The 26,985-nt window shown below is 67.7% G+C and carries 17 protein-coding genes and 1 tRNA gene; 8 read left to right on the forward strand and 10 right to left on the reverse strand.

Translation table 11 applies throughout. The annotated features are described in order from the left end of the window. Nucleotides 1-37: 37 nt before the first annotated feature. The 4 genes from AC5YGJ_RS01985 to AC5YGJ_RS02000 all read right to left on the reverse strand — a co-directional run bounded on the left by AC5YGJ_RS01985 (nt 38) and on the right by AC5YGJ_RS02000 (nt 2,776). Nucleotides 38-820 carry a BUD32 family EKC/KEOPS complex subunit gene (locus AC5YGJ_RS01985; protein WP_496185567.1) on the reverse strand — a complete coding sequence of 261 codons (783 nt, stop codon included), beginning with the start codon at nt 818-820 and terminating at the stop codon, nt 38-40. Between the two features lie 75 nt (nt 821-895). After that, the gene (locus tag AC5YGJ_RS01990) at nt 896-1,873 is read right to left on the reverse strand and encodes a beta-ketoacyl-ACP synthase III (protein WP_107230027.1); all 978 of its coding nucleotides are present in this window, start codon (nt 1,871-1,873) and stop codon (nt 896-898) included. 91 nt (nt 1,874-1,964) lie between these two features. Continuing rightward, entirely contained in the window at nt 1,965-2,159 is a 195-nt protein-coding gene (gene rpmF, locus AC5YGJ_RS01995) for a 50S ribosomal protein L32 (protein ID WP_005408308.1), read from the reverse strand. 107 nt (nt 2,160-2,266) lie between these two features. Then, entirely contained in the window at nt 2,267-2,776 is a 510-nt protein-coding gene (locus AC5YGJ_RS02000; RefSeq protein ID WP_107230026.1) for a YceD family protein, read from the reverse strand. 114 nt (nt 2,777-2,890) lie between these two features. Between AC5YGJ_RS02000 and AC5YGJ_RS02005 the strand changes: the two genes are divergently transcribed. After that, nucleotides 2,891-3,460 (forward strand): Maf family protein, encoded by a 570-nt coding sequence (locus tag AC5YGJ_RS02005; protein WP_496185568.1) that lies wholly within the window; start codon nt 2,891-2,893, stop codon nt 3,458-3,460. 79 nt (nt 3,461-3,539) lie between these two features. Here AC5YGJ_RS02005 and AC5YGJ_RS02010 read toward each other — a convergent pair whose 3' ends face one another. Beyond that, nucleotides 3,540-5,375, reverse strand: a complete 1,836-nt coding sequence (locus tag AC5YGJ_RS02010; protein ID WP_249844862.1) for a glycosyltransferase family 39 protein — start codon at nt 5,373-5,375, stop codon at nt 3,540-3,542. A gap of 41 nt (nt 5,376-5,416) precedes the next feature. Here AC5YGJ_RS02010 and AC5YGJ_RS02015 point away from each other — a divergent pair, with 41 nt between their 5' ends. Genes AC5YGJ_RS02015 through AC5YGJ_RS02030 form a run of 4 tightly spaced genes read left to right on the forward strand, consistent with a single transcriptional unit; the run spans nt 5,417 to nt 9,783 of the window. Further along, a complete protein-coding gene (locus AC5YGJ_RS02015) occupies nt 5,417-6,370 on the forward strand; it encodes an AAA family ATPase (protein ID WP_249844863.1) in 954 nt (317 codons plus the stop codon). Between the two features lie 2 nt (nt 6,371-6,372). Beyond that, nucleotides 6,373-7,317: a DUF58 domain-containing protein gene (locus tag AC5YGJ_RS02020; protein WP_496185569.1), complete on the forward strand. Its 945-nt coding sequence runs from the start codon at nt 6,373-6,375 to the stop codon at nt 7,315-7,317. Continuing rightward, nucleotides 7,310-9,259 (forward strand): transglutaminase TgpA family protein, encoded by a 1,950-nt coding sequence (locus AC5YGJ_RS02025; protein ID WP_496185570.1) that lies wholly within the window; start codon nt 7,310-7,312, stop codon nt 9,257-9,259. The genes AC5YGJ_RS02020 and AC5YGJ_RS02025 overlap by 8 nt, the downstream gene beginning before the upstream one ends. Then, nucleotides 9,256-9,783 carry a Slp family lipoprotein gene (locus tag AC5YGJ_RS02030; RefSeq protein WP_496185571.1) on the forward strand — a complete coding sequence of 176 codons (528 nt, stop codon included), beginning with the start codon at nt 9,256-9,258 and terminating at the stop codon, nt 9,781-9,783. Before AC5YGJ_RS02025 ends, AC5YGJ_RS02030 begins: the two co-directional genes overlap by 4 nt. Nucleotides 9,784-9,876: 93 nt before the next feature. Here the strand turns inward: AC5YGJ_RS02030 and AC5YGJ_RS02035 are convergent, their stop codons facing one another. The 4 genes from AC5YGJ_RS02035 to dnaX form a co-directional block, all read right to left on the reverse strand. Next, a complete protein-coding gene (locus AC5YGJ_RS02035) occupies nt 9,877-10,236 on the reverse strand; it encodes a histidine triad nucleotide-binding protein (protein WP_496185572.1) in 360 nt (119 codons plus the stop codon). A 67-nt stretch (nt 10,237-10,303) separates the two neighbouring features. Further along, nucleotides 10,304-10,903, reverse strand: coding sequence for a recombination mediator RecR (recR, locus tag AC5YGJ_RS02040; protein WP_249844867.1), 600 nt, complete (start codon nt 10,901-10,903; stop codon nt 10,304-10,306). A gap of 139 nt (nt 10,904-11,042) precedes the next feature. Continuing rightward, on the reverse strand, nt 11,043-11,363 hold the full coding sequence (locus AC5YGJ_RS02045; RefSeq protein WP_005408298.1) for a YbaB/EbfC family nucleoid-associated protein: 321 nt from the start codon (nt 11,361-11,363) through the stop codon (nt 11,043-11,045). Nucleotides 11,364-11,369: 6 nt separating this feature from the next. Continuing rightward, nucleotides 11,370-13,424 (reverse strand): DNA polymerase III subunit gamma/tau, encoded by a 2,055-nt coding sequence (gene dnaX, locus AC5YGJ_RS02050; RefSeq protein ID WP_496185573.1) that lies wholly within the window; start codon nt 13,422-13,424, stop codon nt 11,370-11,372. 143 nt (nt 13,425-13,567) lie between these two features. Between dnaX and AC5YGJ_RS02055 the strand changes: the two genes are divergently transcribed. The 3 genes from AC5YGJ_RS02055 to AC5YGJ_RS02065 all read left to right on the forward strand — a co-directional run bounded on the left by AC5YGJ_RS02055 (nt 13,568) and on the right by AC5YGJ_RS02065 (nt 16,026). Continuing rightward, nucleotides 13,568-13,660: transfer RNA gene (locus tag AC5YGJ_RS02055), tRNA-Ser, on the forward strand. 718 nt (nt 13,661-14,378) lie between these two features. Next, entirely contained in the window at nt 14,379-15,506 is a 1,128-nt protein-coding gene (locus AC5YGJ_RS02060) for a DUF3667 domain-containing protein (protein WP_496185574.1), read from the forward strand. A gap of 76 nt (nt 15,507-15,582) precedes the next feature. After that, a complete protein-coding gene (locus AC5YGJ_RS02065; protein WP_496185575.1) occupies nt 15,583-16,026 on the forward strand; it encodes a GNAT family N-acetyltransferase in 444 nt (147 codons plus the stop codon). Nucleotides 16,027-16,083: 57 nt separating this feature from the next. Here AC5YGJ_RS02065 and AC5YGJ_RS02070 read toward each other — a convergent pair whose 3' ends face one another. After that, entirely contained in the window at nt 16,084-26,976 is a 10,893-nt protein-coding gene (locus AC5YGJ_RS02070) for an autotransporter-associated beta strand repeat-containing protein (RefSeq protein ID WP_496185576.1), read from the reverse strand. Nucleotides 26,977-26,985: the final 9 nt, after the last annotated feature.

Consider the following 26,985-nt stretch of genomic DNA (forward strand, 5'->3'; position numbering starts at 1 on the left):
TTTTCCGCAGGAAAAGGGATCTGACCCCTATCATCCATCAGCAGAACAGCTGCAGCACGTCCAGATCGCCGTCGGCGAGGAAGTCCACGCACAGCCCAACCAGCATCAGCACGCCAGCGGTACTGGCGCCATGGGTGATGAAGATCGAATGGGCCAGCGCGCGCGCTGAACGGCCCAGCTTCATGCAGACCCGGGCCAGGCTGCGCAGGCGGCCACTGACGGCGTGAACGTGCTCACGCACCGGCGCCTGAACCGCGCCCATCGCCTCGGCCATCATCGCCTGCAGCTGCTCGGGGCGGTCGGCGTAGTACTTGGCCACGCCGTAGCCGAACATCAGCCAGTCACGGGCCTGCGCTTCGGCCAGATCCATCACTTCCAGCGGATCTTCCTCGAAGTCGATGAAACCGACCTTTTCCCCATCCCAGGTCAGATTGCGCGGCAGCGGCTGGCCGAAGTAGGCGCCGCGCGCGTGTGCCTCGGCGAGGGACTGCATCGCGGCCATCACCAGGCGGTCGCGCTGTGCGTCGTCGGCCTCGCGCAGGCAGGTATTGAACGAGCTGCCGTTGTCGCCGATCACCAGCGCGGCATGGCCGCTGCCCAGCACACCGGGCACGTTCACACCCTGCGCCTGCAGCTCAGCCAAGCGACGGGCCTCGGTTTCGCGCGCGGCATCGCCGCCCCGGTGCGGCGGCGGGCGCAGGGCATCGAGATGAAAACGGCGGGCGATGACATTGAGCAGGCCCAGGGCCAGTGCGCGGCTTCCCTTGCCGTACTGCTTCAGCCAGGCGCGCTGCCCTTCAATGACGATGGGCTCAACCATGACAGGACCTCCTAAACGCGTTACGGCCCCAGAGGGGCCGTAACGACAGACTTCACGTTGTCGTAACTCGCACTATCAATAGCGCAGCAGGGCCGAACCCCACGTGAAGCCGCCACCGAAGGCTTCCAGCAGCAGCAGCTGGCCACGCTCGACTTTGCCCGAGCGCACTGCCGCGTCCAGTGCCAGCGGCACCGAACCGGACGAGGTGTTGCCGTGCTTGTCGACGGTCACCACCACCTGCTCCATCGACATGTCCAGGCGTTTGGCCGTGGCTTCGATGATGCGCAGGTTGGCCTGGTGCGGAATCAGCCAATCCAGGTCGGATTTGTCCAGGCCATTGGCGGCCAGGGTTTCGTCCACGACCGAGTCCAGCGCCTTGACGGCGTACTTGAACACGTCGTTGCCCTTCATGTTGATGGTGCCACCGCCATTGGCGCCGCCCTTGAAGCCGGTCGAGACGCCCACCGGGTTCCACAGCAGTTCCTTCTTGCTGCCATCGGCATGCAGGTGGGTGCTGAGGATGCCGGTCTCTTCGTCGGCCTTGAGCACGACGGCGCCAGCGCCATCGCCGAACAGCACGCAGGTGGTGCGATCGTTCCAGTCGACCATGCGGGTCAGCGTTTCGGTGCCGATCACCAGCACATGCTTGCAGTCGCCGGAACGGATGAACTTGTCGGCCACGCCCAACGCGAACACGAAGCCCGAGCAGGCCGCGTTGACGTCAAAGGCAGGGCACCCCGCAACACCGAGCTTGGCCTGGATCAGGCACGCGGTGGAGGGGAAAATGAGGTCAGGCGTGGTCGTGCCGACCACGATCATGTCGAGCTGCGAAGCGTCGATGCCGGCCGCTTCAAGTGCGCGCAGCGCGGCCTGGTAGCCGAGATCGCTGGTGGTTTCGCCTTCGGCCGCGATGTGCCGTTCACGAATTCCGGTGCGCGACTGGATCCACTCATCCGAGGTTTCGACCATTTTTTCCAGGTCGGCGTTGGTCAGGACTTTTTCCGGCAAATAGCTACCGGTGCCCGCGATCCTCGAGTAGATCCGCTTGCTCATCATGTTTCCTGTTGCGCGGGCCGCCGATCACCGGCACGCCCGGGAAAGAAGGCAAAGGCCGCTGCCCGGAGGCAGCGGCCTTCCCGGCACATCAATCTTCTTCGACGGCCGAGGTCTTGGTCTGGATGACCTTCTTGCCGCGGTAGAAACCGTCAGCAGTGATGTGGTGACGCAGATGCACTTCGCCGGTGGTCGGGTCGGTCGACAGCTGCTTGGCGCTCAGGGCGTCATGCGAACGGCGCTGGCCGCGACGGGACGGGGTAACACGGGATTTCTGGACAGCCATGGGATTGCTCCAAACTCGGTTCGTTTTGCTTCGTCGTTTCGTCGCACAGGACGCCAGCGCCCAGCACACTTTTCGCTTTCGCCGCAGCCGCCGACGACAACCGGCTGCTATTGTTTCTTCAATGCCGCCAACGCCGCAAACGGGTTGGCCTTCTTCGTTTCTTCTTCGCTCGGTGCCCAGTCCTTGTCGACTGCTTCACCGTCGGGCGACAGCGGTACCACCGGCACCGCCAGCACCAATTCGTCCTCGACCAGATCCAGCGGCTTCAGCTGGCCATCTTCCGGCACCAGCAACGCCTCGTATTCCTCCGGCAGGGACGATTCCTCGTCCTCGTCGCGGATCAGGCCAAGCCTCTGAGTCACCTTCACCGGCAACAGGAATCGCTGCATGCTGCGCTGACAGATCAGCGGCAGCGCGGTATCGATGGTCAGTTCCACATAGGATACCCGCAAGACGTCGTCGCGACCGAATTCAAGCGAGTAGACACACTCGCCGTCGGTATCGGCGACCAACCCCTGCAGGCGGGTCAATTCAGCCAGGGAGACCTGGCCGTCGAAGCGCCTTCGCGCTACAACCATCCGCCAGGCATCCAGCGTTTCGGGCACGTTCGCGGACATAAGCCGCTGAATACTAAGGATCGGGGCTGCGGCTGTCAAATGCCCGCCATACAGGGTCTTGCTGCGGGCGCCAGCGACGGGCCAGACTGCCCCGCCCTGCCCCGGTATTGTCGCATGTCACTGGTCCTGGCCTCCACGTCCCGCTACCGCCGCGAGCTGCTGCAACGGCTGGGGCTGCCCTTTGACTGCGCACGCCCGGAGGTGGACGAGAGCCCCCTGCGCGGTGAGGCACCGCAGGTCCTTGCCGTGCGCCTGGCCGCCGCCAAGGCCGCCGAGGTGGCCGCCCGCCATCCCGGCGCTTGGGTGATCGGCTCGGACCAGGTGGCGGACCTGAACGGACAGCCGCTGGGCAAGCCTGGGACGGCCGAGGCGGCCTGCGCGCAGCTGGCGGCGATGTCCGGGCAGACGGTGCGCTTCCATACCGCCATCAGTCTCACCCGTGGCGGAGAATCACTGGCCGCGCTCGACATGACCGAGGTGCGCTTCCGCACGCTGGAACGGGCGGAGATCGCCCGCTATGTGGCCGCTGAACAACCGCTGGACTGCGCCGGCAGCTTCAAATGCGAAGGTCTGGGCATCAGCCTGTTCGAGGCAATCGACAACCGCGACCCGAGCGCGCTGATCGGCCTGCCGCTGATCGCGCTGTGCCGGTTGCTGCGCAAGGCCGGGTTCGCGGTGCCGTAGCGTCGAGCTTGCTCGACTGCTTCTTCGGCCTCTGCAACAAGCGCAGTCGAGCAAGCTCGACCCTACAGAAGCGGGCGCCTCAGCGAACCTCGAACGGCTGCTCCTGCCATTCTTCAACGCTGCCATCACGCCCGTGCAGGCGCAGGCCCAGCCAATGCCGGCCGGGTTCGAGCGTGGTGGTATCCAGCGTCGAATCGAAACCCACCGCCGGATGTTGCGGATCGGTGCTGTCCGGCCAGGTGTGACGCACGTCGAACACGCGTCCATAGCGCGCATCGCCGATGCGGCGGCCATCGACCAGGATCTCCACGCGCTCCAGCCCGACACCATCCTTGAACGCCCACCCCTTGATCGCCAGCGTGCCGGACACCCGCTGGCCGTTGGCCGGCGAATCCAGCCACGCCATGGCCGGGGTGACGCAGGGGCCCGGCGCGCGCTGCGCGGGCAGGCGGAACAACAGGAAGCGCTGGAATCCATGATCGCTGCTGACCACACGCGGCGCAGGCAACGGCCCCACCTGCTCGCAGATGGCGTGGTAGCGCGCCAGCAGATCGCGATAGCGCTGATCGCTGGGTGACAGCACCAGCAGCATCGGCGCACCACGCTGGCCATCGTGCAGCAGGTTCCACTGCGCCAGCTGCGCGGTCCGCCCGTGCTTGTCGTTGAGCGGATGCGGCAGCACCTCGATGTCACCGGTACGCAGCTGGAAGCCCAGTTCGGCGCCCACCTTGAAGTTGCCCGCCAGGATGCGCGTGCCCTGCGGCATCTGCCGCAGTTCATCGCGCACCGCCACTGCCAGCGGCTGCCAACCGGCGAAGTTGCGCGGGTAATACTTGCTGCCGGCCAGCTGCTCGCGCAGCGCCGGGGTCGACGCCATCAGGTAGTAACCGAAGGCCAGCACCGCGCCGGCCGCGGCCAGCCACCACCCGGCACGGCGCAGCCAACGCGGCCAGCCATTGAGCACCACCGGCACCGCCACCAGCAGTGCCAGGTAGCCCGGCAGCGGCCAGTGGAAGCTGATCCGTTCGACATCGGTGAAGAAGCCGAGCACGAAGATGCCCAGCGTCGACACGCCGCCGACCAAGCCGAAGTAACGCCACTGCACGCGCGCACCGCCACCGCTGCGGGTACCGGCCAGCGCCACCTTCCACATCGCGATGCACAGGATCGGCGTCACCAGCATCGGCTGGATCACCAGGAACCACAGCCCGTTCCACTCGAAGGCCCAGGGATGGCGCTCGACCACCTGGAACTTCAGGCCGGCATCGTGGTTGTCCGCATTCCACGCCAGCAGCGGCAGCCACGCCAGCACGCCCACCGCCAGTGCCACCCAGACTCGCGGATCGGCCAGCATGCGCCGGCCCTGCGGCAGCGCCAGCAAGGCGATGAAGCCAACGCCGATGACACCGATGAAACGGTAGTGGCTGAGCGCACCGATCAGCAGGCCCAGTGCCAGCTTCATCGCCGAGGACGCCTCCACATTGTGCAGCAGGCGTGCGCCGGCACTCAGGCAGATCACCGCCGCCAGCGCCATCGGTACATCCGGCACCGCCAGCAGGCCCAGCGTGGCCGACAGCGGCATCAACAAGGTCAGGCTGCCGGCCTGCCAGCCGGCGACGTTACCGAACCAGCGCGTCGCAATGCGTACCACCAGCAGCGGCAGCAACGCGCCGATGGCCAGGAACGGCAGCCGCAATCCGAGCACGTGCCCGCCACCGATCTCCGCGCCCAGCCGCGCCAGCCATGCGGTCAAGCCGGGCAGATCGGAATAGGCGGCGGCCAGGTGCTGGCCTTCCTGCCAATAGAACGCTTCATCGACAAAAAGCGGCAGGCGCGCAGCCACCACCAGCTTGGCCGCTGTGACCAGCGTCCATAACCAGAGAAATATCGTCCGTGCGCGCTGTTCGCCTTGCATTGCTCTATGGATAATCGATGGATTCCAGACGTGAGACGATCATGCCAGCTTCGTCCCCCAATCCCAGCATGCTAACCGATCAACTGCGCCAGGCCCTGCGGGAGGCACAGGATCAGGTGAACGCACTGGTGCTGGGCAAGGTGCCGGAAGTCAGGCTGGCCTTTGTCGCCCTGCTCTCCGGCGGCCACCTGCTCATCGAGGATCTGCCCGGACTGGGCAAGACCACACTGGCGCACGCGCTGGCCAGCAGCCTGGGCCTGGGCTTCCAGCGCGTGCAGTTCACCTCCGATCTGCTGCCGGCCGACGTGCTCGGCGTATCGGTGTACGAGGCCGGCAGTCGCCAGTTCCAGTTCCATCCCGGCCCGGTGTTCACCCATGTGCTGCTGGCCGACGAGATCAACCGCGCTCCGCCACGCACTCAGAGCGCCCTGCTGGAGGCCATGGCCGAACAGCAGGTCACGCTGGACGGACAGACCCATCCGCTGCCCGACCCGTTCTTCGTGATCGCCACCCAGAACCCGGTTGATCTGTCCGGCACGTTCCCGTTGCCGGACTCGCAGCTGGACCGTTTCCTGCTGCGGCTGGCGATGGGCTATCCCAGCGCACAGGCCGAACGCGAACTGCTGCGGGGTACCGATCGTCGCGACCTGATCGCGCGTGCGGTGCCGAAGCTGGATGACCGTCAGGTGCGTGCGCTGCGCGAGGCGGTCGGCCAGGTGCATGCCAGCGACGCGCTGATCGACTACGTGCAGGCACTGCTGACCCGCAGCCGACAGCACGCCGGCGTACGCGTGGGCCTGTCGCCGCGCGCCGGCCTGGCGCTGCTGCGCGCGGCCCGGGCGCACGCGCTGCTGCTCGGCCGCAACCACGTGGTCCCCGAGGATGTGCAGACCCTGTTCGTGGCGGTGGCCGGGCATCGGCTGGTTGCCGAGGCCGAATCCAGTTCGGGACCGGCCATGGCGCGGGCGATCCTGCAGACCGTCGCGGTGGATTGAACATGGCCTCGCGTTGGGCACGCCTCCAGCTGCTGGCCCGACCACGCAGTCCCGAAGCCCTGCCGCAGCGGCTGGACCGCCATCGCATCTATGTGCTGCCCACCCGCTTCGGCCTGTTCGTCGCCGGTGTGTTGGCAGCGATGCTGCTGGGCGCATTGAACTACAACAACAACCCGGCCCTGCTGCTGGCGCTGCTGTTGGCCGCTGCGGCCATCGCCAGCGCCATCGCCGCGCACCTGCAACTGTCCGGTGTGCAGGTCGATGCGATCGCCGCCGAACCGGTGCCGGCGGGCCAGCCGTTGCGCCTGCGGGTGGACCTGTCGCTGCGTGATCCGCGCGCACGGCATGGGCTGCATCTGCAACTGGGCGACAGCCAGGCCTGGGCATCGCTGCCGGCGCACGGCCGCTGCGAGGTGGAACTGGATGTGCCCAGCGAGCGACGCGGCTGGCTGGAACTGCCGCGCATCCGCCTGTCCACCACCCAGCCGCTGGGGCTGGTGCGGGCGTGGTCATGGGTGTGGCCGGAACAACCGCTGCTGGTTCATCCGCTGGCCGAAGCGATGGCGCCGGCGCTACCCGAAAGTGGCAACGACCCGCTGCACTCCCGCGCCCACGCCAGCGGTGAAGAACTGCACCAGCTGCGCGCCTACCGCACCGGCGATGCGCCGCGCAGCATTTCCTGGAAGCACTCGGCGCGGCGTGACAGCCTGCTGGTGCGTGAGTATGAGAAGCCCATCGGCATCGACGTGGTGCTGGACTGGCACACGCTGGCGCCACTGGGCGGCGAAGCACGCATCGCGCGGTTGGCACGCTGGGTCGACAGTGCCGAGCGCGAAGGACGCCGCTACACGCTGCTGCTGCCGGCACATCCGCCCTTCGGGCCCGGCCAGGGCGCCAGCCACCATCAGCTGTGCCTGCGTGCACTGGCCCTGATGCCCCATGACTGACACCGCCATCGAACTTGATCGCGCCACACGCAACGCGACGCTGGCCAGTGCCGCGCTGGCCCTGTTGCCGCTGCTGCTGCAGCTGCCGCCGGTACTGGCGACGCTGATCGCCGTGGCCGCCCTGCTGACCGCCGCGCTGTCGTGGCGGCGCGTGCTGCCGATGCCGCTGCGCCTGCTGCTGGTGCTGGGCATGCTTGCGGCGATCGTGTGGCAGATGGGCCTGGTGCGACCCGGACGCGATACCGGCTGTGCGCTGCTGGCGGCGATGCTGGCCATCAAATCCAGTGAACTGCGCAGCCTGCGCGATGCCCGCAGCCTGCTCGGATTCGCCCTGTTCTCGCCCTTTGCCGCATTCCTGCTCGACCAGGGACCGCTGACGACCACCCTGGCCGCGCTGGCCGGGGTCAGCGCGCTGCTGGCACTGCAACGACTGGCACAGGATGAGGGCCACGCCGGCCGCCTGCCGCTGCGTGGCCAGCTGCGGGGCGTCGGCCGCCTGCTGGCGATCGGCCTGCCGCTGGCACTGGCCTGCTTCTGGCTGTTCCCGCGGCTGGCCACCCCGCTCTGGGGCGTGCCCGAGCGCGCGGTGAGTACGCCGGGGCTGTCCGACAGCATGGAGCCGGGCCAGTGGCTGGACCTGATGTCCGATGACACACCGGCACTGCGCGTGCAGTTCTTCGGCGCGACGCCGGAGCCGGCACAGCGTTACTGGCGTGGCCCGGTACTGACCGCCTTCGATGGCCGGCGCTGGACCCGGGACCGTGCCAGCGCGCGACGACCGGCGCCGCAGGTGGAGGCCGCAGCCAGCGGATGGGACTACCAGATCGACTACGAGCCCACCGACCGCCGCCAGCTGGTGGCGCTGGATCTGCCCAGCCAGGCACCGGCCGGCAGCCAGCTCGATGCCGACATGAGCCTGGGCAGCGAACGCCCGCTCACCTCCCTCAGCCGTTGGCGCCTGCACTCGGCGCCAGTGCAGCGCTTCGACGCCAGCCTGTCGCCCTATCTGCGCCGCGCCACCCTGCAGCTGCCTGCCGGCTTCAACCCGCGCACGGCGACCTTGGCCCGGCAGTGGCGGCAGCAGGCCGGCGCCGACGATGAAGCCCTCGTGCGCCGCGCACTGCAATGGATCAGCACCGACTTCTCCTACACGCTGGATACGCCGCCGGCCGGCCGCGACCCGGTGGACGAGTTCCTGTTCGATCAGAAGGCCGGCTTCTGTGAACACTTCAGCTCCTCTTTCGTGGTGCTGATGCGCAATGCCGGCATCCCCGCGCGCGTGGTGACCGGCTTTGCCGGTGGCACCCGCAACCCGATCGGCGACTATTGGGTGGTGCGACGGATGGACGCGCACGCCTGGGCCGAAGTGTGGCTGCCGCAGCGCGGCTGGGTGCGCATCGACCCGACCGCTGCGGTGGCGCCGGAGCGCATCCTCGATACGCTCGATGACCGCCTGCTGGCCGCCGCCGATACCCCGCTGCAGCAGCGCTGGCTGCAACTGGGCCAGGTGGGCGACTGGCTGCGCCGCGGCTGGAACGACCTGGTGCTGTCCTTCGACGCCCAGCGCCAGCAGCAGCTGCTCAAGCCGTTCGGCCTGGACGATCTGGCGCCTGCCCAGCTGCTGGCCGGCTTTGTGATCGCCGCGTTGATGGCGCTGGCCTGGATGGCCTGGCTGCTGGCCCGGGGCGAACGCGAGCGCGACCCGCTGCTGCGCGCCTGGCACCGCCTGGCCCATCGCTACGCCCGCTTCGGGCTGGCCCGGGAGCCGCACGAAACCGCGCACGACTGGGCGCAGCGGGTGCATGCCGCGCGGCCCGATCCGGCCCTGCTCGCACTCAGCCAGCGTTTCGCTGACGCGCGTTACGCTGGAACTTGCACCGACCTCGCTTCATTATTGCGGGACCTGCGCAGGCATCGCCCGACTTCCGGAGCCTCCCCATGAACACCAAGTTCCTTCTCACCGCTGTGGCCACGCTGGCCCTGTCGGCCTGCGCCACGGCCCCCAAGCCGCTGCAGGGACAGTTCAGCCTGGTTTCCCCCCGCGACTCGGTCGCTACCCAGCAGGTCGGCACGCCGGTCCGGTGGGGTGGCCGCATCATTGAAACCAAGCCCGGCCAGGGCGAGACCTGCTTCCAGATGATCTCGCGCCCGCTCAACGCCAGTGGCCGCCCGAACACCTCCTCCTCCGATGCCAGCGATGGCCGCTTCATTGCCTGCCGCGCCGGCTTCTACGATCCGGCCGTGTTCGAAGCCGGGCGTGATGTGACCTTCATCGGCAAGATCGATGGCTACCAGAACACCCGCATCGGCGAATACGACTACCGCCTGCCGAAGCTGTCGGCCGATGTGATCTACCTGTGGCCGGAACAGCGCCAGGTCGACGTGGTGCCCTATCCCTATGGGCCGTGGGGCCCGGGCCCGTATGGCCCGTACTGGGGCGGCTACGGCCGTTGGGGCTGGTGGTGATCGCCACGCGCCACGCTTGACGGAAAAGGCCGCCTTCGGGCGGTCTTTTTCATCCACGCATGGCGTGGATCTACTGGAGGGATGCCGGGCGCATCACCGCCCCGGCGCACCGAAATGCCCCAGCGGCGCACCGGCCAGCAGGTGCATGTGGATGTGGAACACGGTCTGCCCTGCGTCCTCGCGGCAGTTCATCACGACGCGGTAGCCGTCCTGCGCGAAGCCTTCGCGCCGTGCATATTCGGCCGCAGCCAGCGCCAGCTTGCCGATCAGGTGCGCCTGCGACGGCTGCAGGTCATCCAGGGTCGGGATGATCTCGTTCTTCGGAATGAACAACACATGCACCGGTGCCTGCGGCGCGATGTCCTTGAAGCCCAGCACCTCATCATCCTCATAGACGATGGTGGCCGGGATCTCGCGGCGGATGATCTTGCTGAAGAGGGTTTCGGTGCTCATGGTCGGCCTCGGCGGAGATGTCATCCGCATTGTAGGCCGCCCGCGCCGGGCAATGCCCGGCCTGCGCTCAATCGCGGAACTCGCTGCGCGTTCCGAACGCGTGCGACAGCGTGCCGCGGTCGACGTACTCCAGCTCACCGCCCAGTGGCAGCCCCTGGGCCAGGCGGCTCGGCTGCACCTTGCGCGCCCGTGCCACCTGCGCCAGGTAATGCGCCGTCGCCTCGCCTTCGACCGTGGCACTGGTGGCGATGATCAACTCCTGCACCTCGCCTTCGGCCAGGCGTTGCTCCAGCTGCTCCAGCCCCAGCTCGCGCGGCCCGACACCATCGAGTGGCGACAGCCTGCCCTGCAGCACGAAGTACACACCGCGGAAGCCGGTAGCGTTCTCGATGGCCAGCCGGTCAGCCGGTGATTCGACCACGCACAACTGGCTGCGCTCACGGCTGCTGTTGGCGCAGGTCGGGCACAGCTCGGTTTCGCTGAAGTCGCGGCACTGCGCGCAATGGCCAATGCGTTCCACCGCCAGCGCCAGCGTTTCGGCCAGGCGCTGTCCACCTTCGCGCTCACGTTCGAGCAGGTGGTAGGCCATGCGTTGGGCGGTCTTCTGGCCAACGCCAGGCAGCACCCGCAGCGCATCGATCAGTTGTTCAAGCAGGGGTGCGGACACAGCGGCATGCTTTGTAGAGTCGAGCTTGCTCGACTGAGGGGCTTGGTAGGGTCGAGCTCGCTCGACTGCTTCATGCATGCAGTCGAGCAAGCTCGACGCTACGAGGAAGGCAGTCAGGCAAGCTCGACGCTACCCGCTATCAGAACGGCAGCTTCATGCCCGGCGGCAGCTGCATGCCGGCGGTGGCCGAACCCATCTTCGACTTCGACTCGGCATCGATCTTGTTCGATGCGTCGTTGAAGGCAGCGGCGATCAGGTCTTCCAGCATTTCCGGATCGCTGGTCAGCGACGGATCGATGCGCACCTTGCGGCACTCCTTGGCGCCGGTCAGGGTCACACTGACCATGCCGCCACCGGCGCTGCCGGTCACTTCGATCTTGGCGATTTCTTCCTGGGCCTTCTGCAGGTTCTCCTGCATCTTCTGGGCCTGCTGCATCAGTTGGGCGATGTTTCCGCGCATGGTGTCTTACTCGTCAAAAGAACGGATGGAATCGGAAACGACCCGCGCACCGTGCTGTTGGATCAGCACCTGCACTTCCGGGTCGTCCATGAAAACAGCCTCTGCCAGCTGCTGCCGCTCGCCACGCTGGCGGTCGGCACGCTGGTGCAGGGTCTCGGCCGGAACGTGCTCGGTCTCCACGGTCTCGACCACGATCTTCGGCGCCTGGCCGAGCGCCTTGGCCAGCATCTCGCCCAGGGCGGTCAGCGCGCGCTCCGAACGCAGGTATTCAAATCCGGGCGAAAGGCCCAGTTTCAAGGTCCCGTGCTGGCAGCTGATGAACGCGGCGTTGGCGGCCAGCTGCCGCGACGGGCCGCTCAGGCCGCTGTTGGCCACCAGATCCAGCCAGTCTTCAGCCGTGGCCAGCTCGCTGACACCTTCCTGCGCGGCGACCTCGAGCGTCGAAGCGGGCTCGGCGGGCGCGATGGCAATGCCTTCGGCGCGGAACGGACGCCCCGGCTCGGCTGGCGCGGGTTCAGCAGGCGCGACGGCCGGGGCCGGCGGCTCGTGCCAGGGCGCGACCATGGCCGCATCCGGGCCCGCCATCTCGGCCACCAGCGCCGCATCACGGGCCTCGGCTTCGTCGGTGGCCCACGGCGGCAGATCATCGCCCGCCCCAGCGTCAGGGTTGGCCGTCGGCAGCGCCGCCTCCGCCTTCAGCGGCGGCGGCGACACGGGCTCTTCGACCGGAACCGGTTCCGGCTCCGGCTCGGGTGTCGGCTCCGGTTGCGGGGCCGGCTCAGGTTCGGGTTCAGGCTCACGCGGCGCAGCCTGTACCGGCGCGGGCGTCTGCGCTGCGGCCTGGGCGGCCGAGGCGCCAGCGGCGGCCGGCGCCGCTTCGGGGGCAGCGGCGCCACCACCGGCAGCAGTGCCGCCCTGCACGCCACCGCCAGCAGCATCGACCGACTTCGGCACTGGCGGCACCGCTGCGGCTGGACGGAACGCCAGCATGCGCAGCACGGCCATTTCAAAGCCCGCGCGCGGGCTCGGCGCCAGCGGCAGGTCACGACGGCCATTGAGCGCCATCTGGTACCAGAGCTGCACCACTTCCGGGCGCAGGCGCTCGGCGAATGCAGCCGCATCCAGACCTTCCGCAGTCGCGGCACCGGGCACCAGCTGCTGCACCTGGATGCGGTGCAGGCCTTCGGCCAGCGCTTCCAGCACGCCACTCCAATCCGGCGAGAACTCGGCCAACGCGGCCACCACCTGCAGCAGGCGCGGGCCATCGCCCTCGGCCAGCGCATCGAGCATGGCCGTCACCTGGGTGCGATCGACCGTGCCCAGCATGGTGCGCACCACGTCCTCGCGCAACGCACCACCGGCGTAGGCGATGGCCTGATCGAGCAACGACAGGCCATCACGCAGGCTGCCGTCGGCGGCCTTGGCCAGCTGCACGATGGCACTGCCGTCAGCCTCGATCTCCTCGGCGGCCAGGATGCGGGTCATCTGGCCCTGGATCTGGTCTTCGTCCAAGCGCTTGAGGTTGAACTGCAGACAGCGGCTGAGCACGGTGACCGGCAGCTTCTGCGGGTCGGTGGTAGCCAGCAGGAACTTCACATGCTCCGGCGGTTCTTCCAGCGTCTTCAGCAGCGCATTGAACGCCGCCTTGGACAGCATGTGCACTTCGTCGATCAGGTAGACCTTGTACTTGCCGCGCGAGGGCATGTACTGCGCGTTCTCGATCACCTCGCGTACGTCGTCCACACCGGTGTTCGACGCAGCGTCGATTTCCAGCAGGTCGATATAGCGGCCGGCGTCGATGTCCAGGCACGCCGCGCACTGGCCGCACGGGTCGGCGCTGGTGCCCTGTTCGCAGTTCAGCGACTTGGCGAAGATGCGCGCGATGGTGGTCTTGCCCACGCCGCGGGTGCCGGTGAACAGGAACGCATGGTGGACCCGGCCGCTGTCGAGCGCGTTGCTGAGCGCACGGACCACGTGTTCCTGGCCCACCAGCTCGGCAAAACGCTTCGGACGCCACTTGCGGGCAAGGACGAGATAGGACATCAGGCCACCGTTTTCCATCGGATGTTCCATTGTGCCATGCCTGTCCAGCCCTCTCGCCTTCAACGCCCCGGGATGCATCCCTGATCGGGGTGCTTGTGTCCTGCCGCGCCGCCCGCTAGAATCTGCGCCCCTGCTGAGGCGTTTGCCGATGGCAGGGATCCGGAGAGGTGTCCGAGTGGTTGAAGGAGCACGCCTGGAAAGTGTGTAAGCGTCTAAACCGCGCTTCGGGGGTTCGAATCCCCCTCTCTCCGCCAGACAAATAAAAAAGGCCGCCCTTCGGGTGGCCTTTTTTATTTGTCTGGCGCGGGACGCGAAACGCGCTGCGCGCGCTTCGCCCCAAACGTTGCTGCGCAACGATTGGGGCCCTCCCTTTGCCTGCCTCTCCCCGCCCCTGTCGGGGCAGCCCCTCAACAGAGGGGCTTGTTCCTCCAGACGGATCAGTAGATCCACGCCATGCGTGGATGGCGCGCCACCGGATGCCCCCGATCTGGCAGACGCCTTTTCCTGTTTATCTGGCGCGGGACGCGAAACGCGCTGCGCGCGCTTCGCCCCAAACGTTGCTGCGCAACGATTGGGCCCCTCCCTTTGCCTGCCTCTCCCCGCCCCTGTCGGGGCAGCCCCTCAACAGAGGGGCTTGTTCCTCCAGACGGATCAGTAGATCCACGCCATGCGTGGATGGCGCGCCACCGGATGCCCCCGATCTGGCAGACGCCTTTTCCTGATTATCTGGCGCGGGACGCGAAACGCGCTGCGCGCGCTTCGCCCCAAACGTTGCTGCGCAACGATTGGCCCCTCCCTTTGCCTGCCTCTCCCCGCCCCTGTCGGGGGCTTGTTCCTCCAGTAGATCCACGCCACGCGTGGATGCGCTCCACCGTGTTCTGAACGCCCCGGACACCCCCTCAAACAAAACTGAACGAACCCTGAAAATTCGCTATCGTAGGCGCCTTCAATCCGACGCGTCGCCCATCGCCCATGAGCTCGACTGACAGCGCGCACGCCGCCTGCGAGAACTGCAACACCGCCCTGCAGGGCCACTACTGCCATCGCTGCGGGCAATCGGCGCACAACCCGCTCAAGCACGTGGGCCATGCCATCGAGGAGGTGTTCGAATCATTCTGGCATCTGGATGGACGCATCTTCCGCACGCTGCGCGATCTGTGGATACCCGGCCGCATCGCGCTGAACTACCTCAACGGCCGCCGGGTCGGCTATGTACAGCCGCTGCGCCTGTTCGTGATCCTCACGCTGTTCACCTTCTTCATCGGCAAGCTGTTCGTGCATGTCGACGATTTCGGCATCAGCAGCGGCGGTGGACACGACGCCCTGTTTGCCCGCGCCACGACCGTCGAACAGGTCGATGCGCTGCGCACAGAGCAGATCACCCTGCTCGAACGGCAGCAGGCCGACGCGGCCACGGCCGGCCCGGCCGCCTTCGCGATGGCCAGGGCAGCGCTGAATGCTGCGGCGGCCCAACGCCGCGCCGAGCTGACCGGCGGGCAGCAGGATGCCGGCAGTGAGGACACCGCCTCCGGCGGGGGTTCGTTCTTCGGCCACACCGTCAACGGCAAACCGTGGGACGCCGACCGCAATCCGATCGTCATTGCTGGTTGGCCACAGTTCGCCAACAAATGGCTCAACAAGCGCCTGCAGAACGGCAACGCCAACATCCAGCGCATGGGCGGCAAGACCGATCTGTACATGCAGGCGATCCTGACCGCGCTGCCCGGCGCGCTGTTCTTCCTGATGCCGGTCTTCGCACTGGTCCTGCGAGTGGCCTACATCCCACGTGCGATGGGCTATCTCGAGCACCTGGTGGTGGCGCTGTACAGCCACTGCTGGCTGATGATGGTGCTGCTGGCCACGTTCCTCATCGCCGGCCTGGGCACGGCTTTCGCCTCGCCAGCGTTCTCGGCGGTCAGCTCGTGGCTGTACGCGCTGCTGTGGCTGGCCGTTCCCATCTACCTGCTGTGGATGCAGCAATGCGTCTATGGCGGCAACAAGGTGCTGACCCTCGTGCGCTATCTCATCATCGGTGGAATCTACCTGTGCCTTGTGAGTTTCGTGGTGATGTACGCAACGCTGGCCGGCATTTCGGCGTAAGCGGGAACACGCAGGGCATCCAGGCAGTGAATCCACGCGTGGCGTGGTTCTACCGCCGATCGTCTATCGTGGGCGCATGACACTCCGACTCTACCGGCACACGGATGCCAACGCCTGCCTGTCGATCTTCGAGGGCAACGTGCCCACGTATTTCGCGCCCGAAGAGCGCAGTGATTTCGAACGCTTCCTGCGTGAGCAGGCGATGGCCTGCGCGTTCCAGGTCATCGAGCGCGATGGCCGCATCGTGGCCTGTGGCGGGCTCTCGCGCCGCGACGATGGCAGTGCCGGCTTCTGTTGGGGCATGGTCGAACGCGCGCTGCACCGGCAGGGCATCGGCCGCGAACTGGCCCTGGCGCGCCTGCACCAGGCTGAAGCGGACAGGTCGATCACCCGCATCACGCTCAGCACCAGCCAGCACACCCAGGGGTTCTACGCCGGCCTCGGCTTCCAGGTGACGCGGGTGGTAGCCGATGGCCACGGCGCCGGGATCGACGCCGTGGAGATGGAGCGGAGGGTGTAGTCCTCCGCCCCGGCCCGGATCCACGCCGCGCGTGGATCCCCTGCTGCCCTACTCCCCTCAGAAGCCCACGCGCAGGTTGATCTGCCCGCCCACATCGCGGCGACCATCGCCGTGCTGGCCCTGCACGAACATCGACAGCTGGCTGTTGCGGCCCAGACCCACCGCCACGCCGACCTGGCTGACCAGCGCATTGCGTGCCATCACCGCGCTGTAGACATCGAAGGCATTGCCGCCGACCGCGAAGCGGTTGCGACTGGCCACGTCGGTATCACCCGACGCGTGCTGCCAGCCCAGGCCAACCGTCAGCTGCGCCGGGAAGCGCTCGCCGCTGCCCACATCCCAGCGGCCACGCACACCCACGGTGCTGACATTGAGCGTGTCCTTGCCGCCTTCCAGCACCAGCGCGGCAGTCCCGCCCTGCTCCACTGCGCGATCACTGTCGACCCAGTGCTTGGTGAACTGCACGTACGGCTGCAGCTGGGTCCGACCGTGGCTCCAGGTCCAGCTGCCTTCGACCTGGGCGATGGTCACGTCCGAATCCTGGCGGCTGTACAGGGTCTGGCCCAGCAGCGGCACTTCTCGCGTGGTGCGCGTACGGTAGTCACCGCGCGACACGCTGCCACCGACCGCGAAACCGTTGTTCCACTCACCCTGCGCATACAGGCCGAAGGTATTGCCACGCAGGCGGGCGCGCGAGCTGCGATCGTACAGACGCGTATCCAGGCGTTCATTGCCGGCTGCCGCACCCAGCACCACGTGCTCGCCCAGCTGCCAGTCGACACCGGCCATCAGCGCATTGCGGTTGGCGCGGATCTCCTCCCCGTTGCCATCGCCATCCTGCTTGAACACCTTGCCGCTGCCGGCCAGCCAGGCCGAGGCGCGCTCGCCACGCACGGTCGGCAGTTCGCTGCCCAGGCGCTGGCGGATGCCCTCTTCCAGGTAGTTGTCGTACAGCAGCACCGCACGGCTGGCCGCATGCACTTCACCGGACAACTGGTCGAACGCGCTGCGCGCGGTGGCCGCGTCATAGATCAGCACCGTGTTGTACAGGCCCAGCGCCGGACCACTCTGCGGCAGGCTGTCCAGCGCGGCCGCGGTGTTGTACTGGTTGCGGCTGTTGGCCACCGAAGTGAACGCCGCGGTCTGCGCCACGTCGATCTTCAGGTTGGCGGTGTTGGCCGTATATACCGGCGTGATGGTCAGGAACGCCGATGGCGAAGTCGCCGAAGCGAACTGCCCGCTCACCCCACCGGCCGCGTTGACCACCGTGTACTGCTGGCCCTGCTGGTAGCTGGTGCTGGGCGAAATGGTGTTCACCTGCACGGTGCTGCCGCCCACCGTCGCGCTGCCACCGACCTGCACGGTATCGCTGCCGGTGGCGCCCAGATCGATGCCCAGCGTGCTGCCCGGCGACAAGGTCAGGTTGCCGCCCACGGTGATCGTACCTGTGCCGTTGCCGGCGCCACTGCCGTTGCCCGGCCCATTGCCCGGCGACAGCACGCCGCCGCTGGAAACGGTCACGCCACCGCCGGCGCCACCGATGGCGCCGGTGCCGGACAGGGTGGTGCCGCTGCCGATGGTCCACTGGCCACCGATGGTGCCGGTGACATTCAAACCACCGCCGGTGACCTGGCCGGTGCCGCTGAAGCCACCGCTGTTGCCGCCCAGGTTCAGGCCACCCGGGCCGGCCTGCACGATGCTGCCGCCACCGCTGATGGTGCCGCCCAGGGTGGTGGTGCCACCGGTGTTGATGATCAGGCCACCGTTGTTGGTGATGTTGCCGGTGATCGAGCCGCTGGCGCCGCCGTTGCCGACCTGCACGGTACCGCCGGCATTGATGGTGGTGCCGCCGGTGTAGGTGTTGTTGCCGGTGAGAGTGACGGTGCCGGTGCCGGCCTGGGTCAGGCCGCCGCTGCCGCTGATGGTGCCGCCCACCGTGGTGTTGCCACCGACGTTGAACACCAGGCTGCCGTTGTTGCTGACATTGCCGGTGATGGCACCGCTGGCGCCGCCATTGCCGACCTGCAGCGTGCCACCGGTGTTGATGGTGGTGCCACCGGTATAGGTGTTGTTGCCGCCCAGGATCAGCGTGCCGCTGCCAGCCTGGGTCAGGCCACCGCTGCCGCTGATGGTGCCGCCGACGGTGGTGTTGCCACCGACGTTGAACACCAGGCTGCCGTTGTTGCTGACATTGCCGGTGATCGCGCCGGTTGCGCCACCGTTGCCGACCTGCAGGGTGCCTCCGGTGTTGATGGTGGTGCCGCCGGTGTAGGTGTTGTTGCCGGTCAGCGTCAGCGTGCCGCTGCCGGCCTGGGTCAGGCCGCCACTGCCGCTGATGGTGCCGCCCAGCGTGGTGTTGCCGGCCACATTGGACACCAGCGAACCGTTGTTGGTGATGTCGCCGACGATCGAGCCGGTCGCGCCGCCATTGCCCAGCTGCAGCGTGCCGCCAGCGTTGATGGTGGTGCCACCGCTGTAGGTGTTGTTACCGGTCAGCAGCAGCGTGCCGCTGCCGGCCTGGGTCAGGCCACCGCTGCCGCTGATGGTGCCGCCCAGCTGCGTATTGCCAGCCACGTTGGAGACCAGCGCGCCATTGTTGGTGATGTCACCGGCAATCGAACCCGTGGCGCCGCCATTACCCACCTGCAGCGTGCCACCGGCATTGATGGTGGTGCCACCGGTGTAGCTGTTGTTGCCGACCAGGGTCAGCACACCCGCGCCGGCCTGGGTCAGCGCGCCACTGCCACTGATCGCGCCACCGACGGTGGTGTTGCCGGCCACGTCGAACACCAGGCTGCCGTTGTTGGCGACATTGCCGGTGATTGCACCGGTCGCGCCACCGTTGCCGACCTGCAGCGTGCCACCGGCATTGATGGTGGTGCCACCGGTATAGGTGTTGTTGCCGGTCAGCAGCAGCGTGCCGCTGCCAGCCTGGGTCAGGCCACCGCTGCCGCTGATGGTGCCGCCCAGCGTGGTGTTGCCGGCCACGTTGGAGACCAGCGCGCCGTTGTTGGTGATGTCACCGACGATCGCACCACTGGCACCGCCATTGCCGACCTGCAACGTGCCACCGGCATTGATGGTGGTACCGCCGGTGTAGGTGTTGTTGCCGGTCAGCACCAGCGTGCCGCTGCCAGCCTGGGTGAGGCCGCCGCTGCCGCTGACCACGCCACCCACCGTTGCAGTGGTACCCAGGTTGTAGACCAGGCTGCCGTTGTTGGTGATGTCGCCCAGCACCGAACCGGTGCTGCCACCATTGCCGATCTGCAGCGTGCTGCCGCCATTGACGGTGGTACCCCCGGTGTAGGTGTTGTCGCCACTGAGGGTCAGCGTGCCGGTACCGCCCTGCACCAGGCCACCGGTACCGCTGAGCACGCCGGCGAAGGTGGTGCTGGCGTTGTTGCCGCCAGTGGTCAGCGTGGCACCGCCCAGCGCCACTGTGCTGCCGGCAACACCGGCCAGGCCGCCGATGCTCTGGTTGCCACCGGCACTGATGTCCAGGGTGCCGGTGCCGGCCAGGTTCACCGTGCTGGCGCCGGACAGGCTGCCGCCCGCGCCCACCGCCAGCGTGCCGCTGTTGAGGGTGGTGGTGCCGGTATAGCTGCTGGCGCCGGTCAGGGTCAGGGTGGCCGGGCCGTCCTTGATCAAGCCGCCTGCGCCGGAAATCGCGCCACCCAGGGTCAGATCGTTGCTGCCGAGCACGTCCAGGTTGGCGCCGGCGCCCAGGGCGACATCGTTGGCCAGGGTCACCGCCGCGTTGGCATCGAGCGTGCCGTTGCCGGCGACGGTGAGCGCAGCACTGCCCAGTGCCGCGTTGTTGCCGACCACCAGGCCACCGGCATTGAGGGTGACCCCGCCAGTGAAGGTGTTCGCACCGCCCAGCGTCTGCACGCCCGCGCCGTCCTTGATCAACGCGCCGGTGCCACCGATGACACCGTTGAACGCGGTGTTGCCGACGCCGCCGAGGGTGAGCGTGTTGCCGCCCAGCGACACAGCCGAGCCCGTCACGCCCGCCAGCGAACCGATGCTCTGGTTGCCGCCTGCGGAGATATCAAACGCGGTGCCGGCATTGGCCAGGGTGACCGCACCGCTCGCCGCCAGGCTGCCGCCGGCGCCGATCGCCAGCGTGCCGGCGTTGATGGTGGTGCCGCCGGTGAACGTGTTGGTGCCGGTCAGGGTCTGGGTACCGGTGCCTTCCTTGATCAGCCCACCGGTGCCCGCCACCGAACCGGCGAAGGTGCCGTTGGTGGCATCACCGATGGTCAGCGTGTTCGCGCCCAGGTTCACCGTACCGTCGCCGATCAGCGTGCCGAACTGCTGCGTACCGGCGCCGGCCGACAGATCGAAGGTCGCGCCGCTGGCCAGGTTGACGATGCCGTTGGCATGCAGGCTGGCCCCTGCCCCCAGCGCCAGCGTGCCGGCATTGATGAACGTGCCGCCGGTATAGGTGTTGGCGCCATTCAAGGTCAGCGTGGCCAGGCCGTTCTTGGTCAGCGAACCGGTGCCGCTGAGGCTGCCGTTGAGGGTCAGGTCGTTGCTGCCCAGCACGGTCAGGCCGGCATTGAGAACGAAGTTGTTGCCCAGGGTGATCGCGCTGTTGGAATCGAGCGTGGCATTGCCACCCACGGTCACCGTGCCGGTACCCAGCGCGGCGTTGTTGCCTACCACCAGGCCACCGGCGTTGAGGCTGACGCCTCCACCGAAGGTATTGGCGCCGGTCAGTGTCTGCACGCCGGCACCGTTCTTGATCAATCCGCCGCTGCCGCTGATCACGCCGTTGTAGGTGCTGTCGGCCACGCCGCCCAGGGTCAGCGAGTTGCCGCCCAGCGCCACGCTGCTGCCGGCCACACCGGCCAGCGAACCGATGCTCTGGTTGCCAGCGCCGGAGATATCCAGCGCGCCGGCACCGGCAAGATTCACCGCGCCGGTGGAGGCCAGGCTGCCGCCGGCACCGATGGCCAGCGTGCCGCTGTTGATGGTGGTACCGCCGGTGTAGGTGTTGGCGCCGGTCAGGGTCACCGTCGCCGCACCATTCTTGATCAGGCCACCGCCACCGCTGATGACACCCCCCAGCGTGAGCGCATTGCTGCCGAGCAGGTTGAGGTTGGCGCCGGCGGTGAGGTCGATGGCATTGCCAAGGGTCACCGCCAGGCTGCTGTCCAGCGACGCATCGGCACCGACGTTCAACGCACCGCTGCCCAGTGCCGCGTTGTTGCCGACCACCAGCCCGCCACCGTTCAATGCCACGCCGCCGCTGAACAGATTGGCGCCGCCGAGGGTGAGAATGCCCGCGCCGTTCTTGACCAACCCGCCGGTACCGGCGATCGCGCCATCGAAGGTGCTGCTGCTGACGCCACCCAGGATCAGGGTGTTGGCGCCCAGGCTGACCGTCGAGCCGGCCACGCCGGACAGCGAACCGATGGTCTGGTTGGCGCCGGAGGCCGAGATGTCGAAGCCCGCCCCCGGCGCCGCCACGTTCACTGCACCGGTCGCCGCCAGGCTGCCACCGGCACCGATCGCCAGCGTGCCGGCGTTGATGGTGGTGCCGCCGGTGTAGGTGTTGATGCCGGTCAGTGTTTCGATACCGCTGCCGACCTTGGTCAGGCCACCGGTGCCGGCGATCGAACCGCTGAAGGTGCCGTTGGCGGCACTGCCCACTTCGATGTTGTTGGCCCCCAGGTTGACCGTGCCGTTGCCCACCAGCGTGCCGAACACCTGCGTGCCGTTGCCGGCCGACAGGTCCAGCGTGGCGCCGGTGGCGAGATTGACGGTTCCGCTTGCGGCCAGGCTTGCGCCGGCGCCGAGCGCCAGCGTTCCGGCATTGATGTTGGTACCGCCGGTGTAGGTGTTGATGCCGTTCAAGGTCAGCGTTGCAAGGCCGTTCTTGGTCAGGCTGCCGGTCCCGGAGAGCACACCGTTGACGGTGAGTGCGTTGGTGCCCAGCACGGTCAGCCCGGCATTGAGCACAACGTTGTTGGCCAGCGTCGCCAGCGCGGTGGTATCCAGTGTGGCCGCGCCACCGACGGTAAGTGCGCCGGTCCCCAGCGCCGCGTCATTGCCCAGCACCAGGCCGCCGGCATTGAGCGTCACGCCGCCGCCGAAGGTGTTGGCGCCGGACAGGGTCTGCACACCCGCCCCCACCTTCACCAAGCCGCCGCCACCACTGATCAGTCCATCAAACGCGCCGTTGCCAGCGCTGCCGAAGGTCAGCGAATTGCCGCCCAGGGCCAGCGAAGTTCCCGCCACGCCGTTGAGCGCACCGATGGTCTGGCTGCTGCCTGCGCCGGAGATGTCGAAGGTCGCCCCTGCAGCGCCCAGCGTGACATCACCTGCCGCCGCCAGGCTGCCGCCCGCGCCCAACGCAAGCGTGCCGGCATTGACGGTGGTGCCACCGGTATAGGTGTTGGCGCCGGACAGTGTCAGCGTCGCACCACCATTCTTGATCAGGCTGCCATTGCCGGCCACGATGCCGCCAAGGGTCAGCGCGTTGCTGCCCGGCAGGGTCAGTGCCACGCCCGATCCCAGGTTCACGGCGTTGCCCAGCGTCACCGCAGCGCCGGCATCCAGCGTGGTGCTACCGGACACATTCAACGCACCGGTGCCCAGCGCACCGCTGGCGCCAACCACCAGGCCGCCACCATTCAAGGTCAGGCCGCCGCCAAAGGTGTTGCTGTTGTTGAGCGTCAGCAGACCAGCACCGTTCTTGACCAGGCTGCCGTTGCCGCTCAGCACGCCGCCCAGGGTGACGTCATTGCTGCCGCCCAGGGTCAGCTGCGTGCCGGCACCGAAGTTCACCGCGTTGGCAAGGTTCAGCGCCACCGTGTTGTCGAGGCTGACGGTACCACCCACACCGAGCGCGCCGGTCCCCAGCGCATCGGCGTTGCCCAGCACCAGCCCGCCGCCATTGAGCGCCAGGCCACCGCTGAACGTGTTGGCACCGGACAGCGTCTGGATGCCGGTACCGGTCTTGACCAGGCCGCCGGTGCCACTGACCACGCCATCAAAGGTGGCGTTGGCATTGCTGCCGAAGGTCAGCGAATTGCCGCCCAGCGTCAGCGCGGTTCCGGCCACGCCGTTCAACGCAGCGACGGTCTGGTTGCCGCCGGCCGCGGAAATGTCGAAGCCCGCTCCGGCATTGCCGAGCGTCACATCGCCGCCCGCCGCCAGGCTGCCACCGGCACCCAGCGCCAGCGTGCCGTTGTTGATGGTGGTGCCGCCGGCATAGAGGTTGGCACCGCTCAGGGTCAACCGTGCCGCGCCGTCCTTGATCAATCCACCGGCGCCGAACACCGGCCCACCCAGCGTCAGGTCGTTGCTGCCCAGCACGGTGAGATTGGCACCTGCGGCCAGGCCGACGCTGTTGCCCAGGTTCAGTGCGGCGCTGGCATCCAGCGACGCATTGCCACCCACATCCAATGCGCCCGTGCCCAGTGCGCCGGCATTGCCCAGCCGCAGCACACCGGCATTGAGGCCGACACCACCGGAGAAGGTGTTGGGGCCATTCAAGGTCAGCGTCGAAGCGCCGTTCTTGACCAGTTCGCCGGTTCCGGCGATGACACCGCCCAGCGTCACGTCCTGGCTGCCCAGCAGGTCCAGCACCGCGCCGCCTGTCAGGTTCACGCCATTGCCCAGCGTGAGCGCGACGCTGCTGTCCAGGGTCGTGTTCCCCGCCACATTCAATGCCCCCGTGCCCAGCGCGCCGGCATTGCCCAGCAGCAGGCCACCGGCATTGAGCGACAGGCCGCCGCTGAAGGTATTGGCTCCATTGAGCGTGAGCGTGCTGGCACCGTTCTTGACCAGCGCGCCGGTGCCGGAGACCACGCCGCCAACGGTGGTTGCCTGATTGCCCGGCAGTGTCAGCGAAGCGCCGCCGCCCAGGGCGATGTTGTTGGCCAGGTTGAGCGCGGTCAGGCCATCAAGCGTGGCCGCACCATTGACGTTCAGTGCGCCGCTGCCGAGCGAGGCGCTGTTGCCGAGCAGCAGGCTGCCGGCATTGAGCGTCAGCCCGCCGCTGAAGGTATTGGTACCGGTCAGTGTCAGTACCGAAGCGCCGTTCTTGACCAGGCTGCCGGTCCCGGCCACCACACCGCCCAGGGTCAGGTTCTGTGCGCCCGGCAGGGTCAGCGAACCGGTCAGGTTCACCGCATTGCCCAGGTTCAGCGCGGCGGTGCCGTCCAGCGTGCCGTTGCCGCTGACCGTCAACGCGCCGCTGCCGAGGGCACCGTTGTTGCCCAGCACCAGCCCACCGGCAGCCAGGTTCAGGCCAGCACTGAAGGTGTTGGCTCCACTCAGTGTCTGCGTGCCGGCCCCCTGCTTGACCAGGCCGCCGGTACCGGTGATGACGCCTGCCAGGGTCTGGTTGGTGGCGTCGCCGAAGGTCAGCGTCGTGGCGCCGAGCGCCAGCGTGCTGCCGGCCACGCCACTGAGTGCGCCCACGGTCTGGTTGCCGCCGGCGGACAGATCCAGCACCGCGCCGACGCCACCGAGGGTGACCGCGCCGGTTGCGGCCAGGCTGCCACCGGCACCGATCGCCACCGTGCCCGCATTGATGGCGGTGCCGCCGGTGTAGGTGTTGGCACCGCCCAGGGTCAGTGTTGCGGCGCCATTCTTCACCAGGCTGCCGCTGCCGCCGATGACACCGCCCAGCGTCAGTGCATTGCCGCCGAGCACATTGAGCGACGCACCGCCGCCCAGGTTGATGCCATTGCCCACGCTCAGCGCCGAACTGGCATCCAGCGTCACCGCGCCACCGACATTCAGTGCACCGGTGCCCAGCGCGCCGGCATTACCCAGCACCAGGCTGCCGGCATTGAACGCCAGCCCGCCACCGAACGTATTGGCACCATTGAGCGTCAGCGTTGCCGCGCCATTCTTGGTCAGCCCACCCACGCCACCGATCACACCGTTGAGCGTCAGCGCCTGGTTGCCCAGCAGGTTCAGCGTTCCGCCAGCGCCCAGCGTGATCGCATTGGTCAGGGACAGCGCGGTGGTGCCATCCAGGCTCACGTTGCCCCCCACACTGAGCGCGCCGCTGCCGAGTGCAGCGTTGTTGCCCAGCAGCAGGCCACCGGCGTTGAGCGCAACACCGCCGCTGAGATTGTTGACACCCGACAGCGTCTGCACGCCGGTCCCCAGCTTGATCAGACCACCCGTGCCGGCACCGAACGTGCCGCTGTAGCTGGTGTTGCCCAGCCCGCCCAAGGTCAGCGTGTGGCTGCCCAGATTGACCGCGCCGCCGAGGCCGGCCAGCGAGCCGATGGTCTGGTTGGCCGCTGCCGTCAGGTCCAGCGTGGTGCCAACGCCCAGCGTCATCGCACCGGTGGGTGACAGGCTGCCGCCCGCGCCGAGCGCGAGCGAGCCCCCGGCAAGGCTGAAGTTGCCGGTCAGCGAATTGGCACCGTTCAAGGTGAGAGTGCCGGCACCGTTCTTGACCAGATTGCCGGCACCGGAAATCGAGCCGTTCAATGACAACGGATTGCTGCCCAGCAGGTTCAGCGAACCGCTGCCGCTGATCACCAGGTTGTTGCCAAGCACGAAGCCGGCGCTGGTATCGAGCGAGGCGGCGCCACCGACGGTCAGGTTGCCGCTGCCCAGCGCACCGGCATTGCCCAGCAGCAGGCCGCCGGCATTGAGGTTGACGCCGCCGCCAAACAGGTTTGCAGCGCCCAGCGTCACCACCCCCGTGTTGTTGACGGTCAGGCCACCGCCACCGGACAGCACGCCATTCAACGCGAAGCCCTGCGTGCCGCCCAGGGTCAACGCGTTGTTGAGGGTGAAATTGTTGCCCAGCGCCAGGCCTGCGCCGCTGGCAGCGATGGTGCCGCCGTTGACGGTGAACAGACCGGAGCCGAAAGAAGTGCTGCTGTTGAAGTTGACCAGACCGCCGCCGAGGGTGATCGCGCCGGTTCCCGACCAGGGTCCCTGCAGGTTCCAGGTGCCGCTGTTGACCGTCAGCCTCTGGAACCCGACGTAGTTGCTCCAGCCGATGCTGGTGGCCGGTCCGTTGTTGCCGGCATTGTCCTGCAGCACCAGCGTGTTGTTGGCCGCACCGGTACCGGCGCCGGCGTCGACGAATCCGGCGGCCGCCACCTTGACGCCGGCCACGCCCACCAGCGTGCCCGCTGCAGCCAGGCCACCGCCCGCAGCGACACTGGAGCCAGCCACGGCAGTGAAGGTATTGCCCCCGGTGGAATCACCCAGATGCACGCTGCCGCTGACCGTGCCCGCATTGGTGAAGGTATTTCCGGCCGAAGCACCCAGGCCGACACGGCCGGTGATGCTGCCGCGGTTGGTCACGTTGGCCTGTGCTCCGCCGTAGGTCACCACCGAGGTTGCATCGGCCACCTGCCCCAAGCCCAGCAGCGACATTCCGATCGAACCATCGTTGACCAGGGTGGTCGTGCCACCGGCAGCATTCTGCGCGGTCACCGCCTGACCGCCGAAGCCGAACAGGGTACCGATATTGAAGATGCCCTTGATCTGGCCACCGGTCTCGTTGTTGACCGTGATCGTGCTGCCACCGGCGGTGTTGTTGCCGACCACCAGGCCGGCAGCGGCCAGGCTCAGCCCACCGGTCAGGGACGGATCGATCGTGCCGGCATTGTTGACCGTGGTGTTGCTGCCGGTCAGCGTCACCGCATTGCCGCCCAGCAGCGGCGGCACGCTGAACACTGCACCGCTGGCGATGTTCAGGGTCAGCCCGCTGGTGCCATTGGCGTAGTTGGTGAGGTTGGTTGCGCCATCGCAATTGACCGTAGTGGTTCCCGTGCACGCAGCGAACGCCGAACCACTGGCCAGCGTGGCGGCCAACGCTACCGCCAGCTGATGCGCCCGCAGGCGCGGTGGCCTCCCGGTGGAAACTGCGCTTCCACCCGGATTCTGGGCAACCTCCGATGCAACCTGCATTACGCCGAGGGCGCGATTGAAAACCAGACGGTAAATGCGGTTCATCGGTAAATC

The organism is Stenotrophomonas sp. CS3K5, from assembly GCF_059515225.1.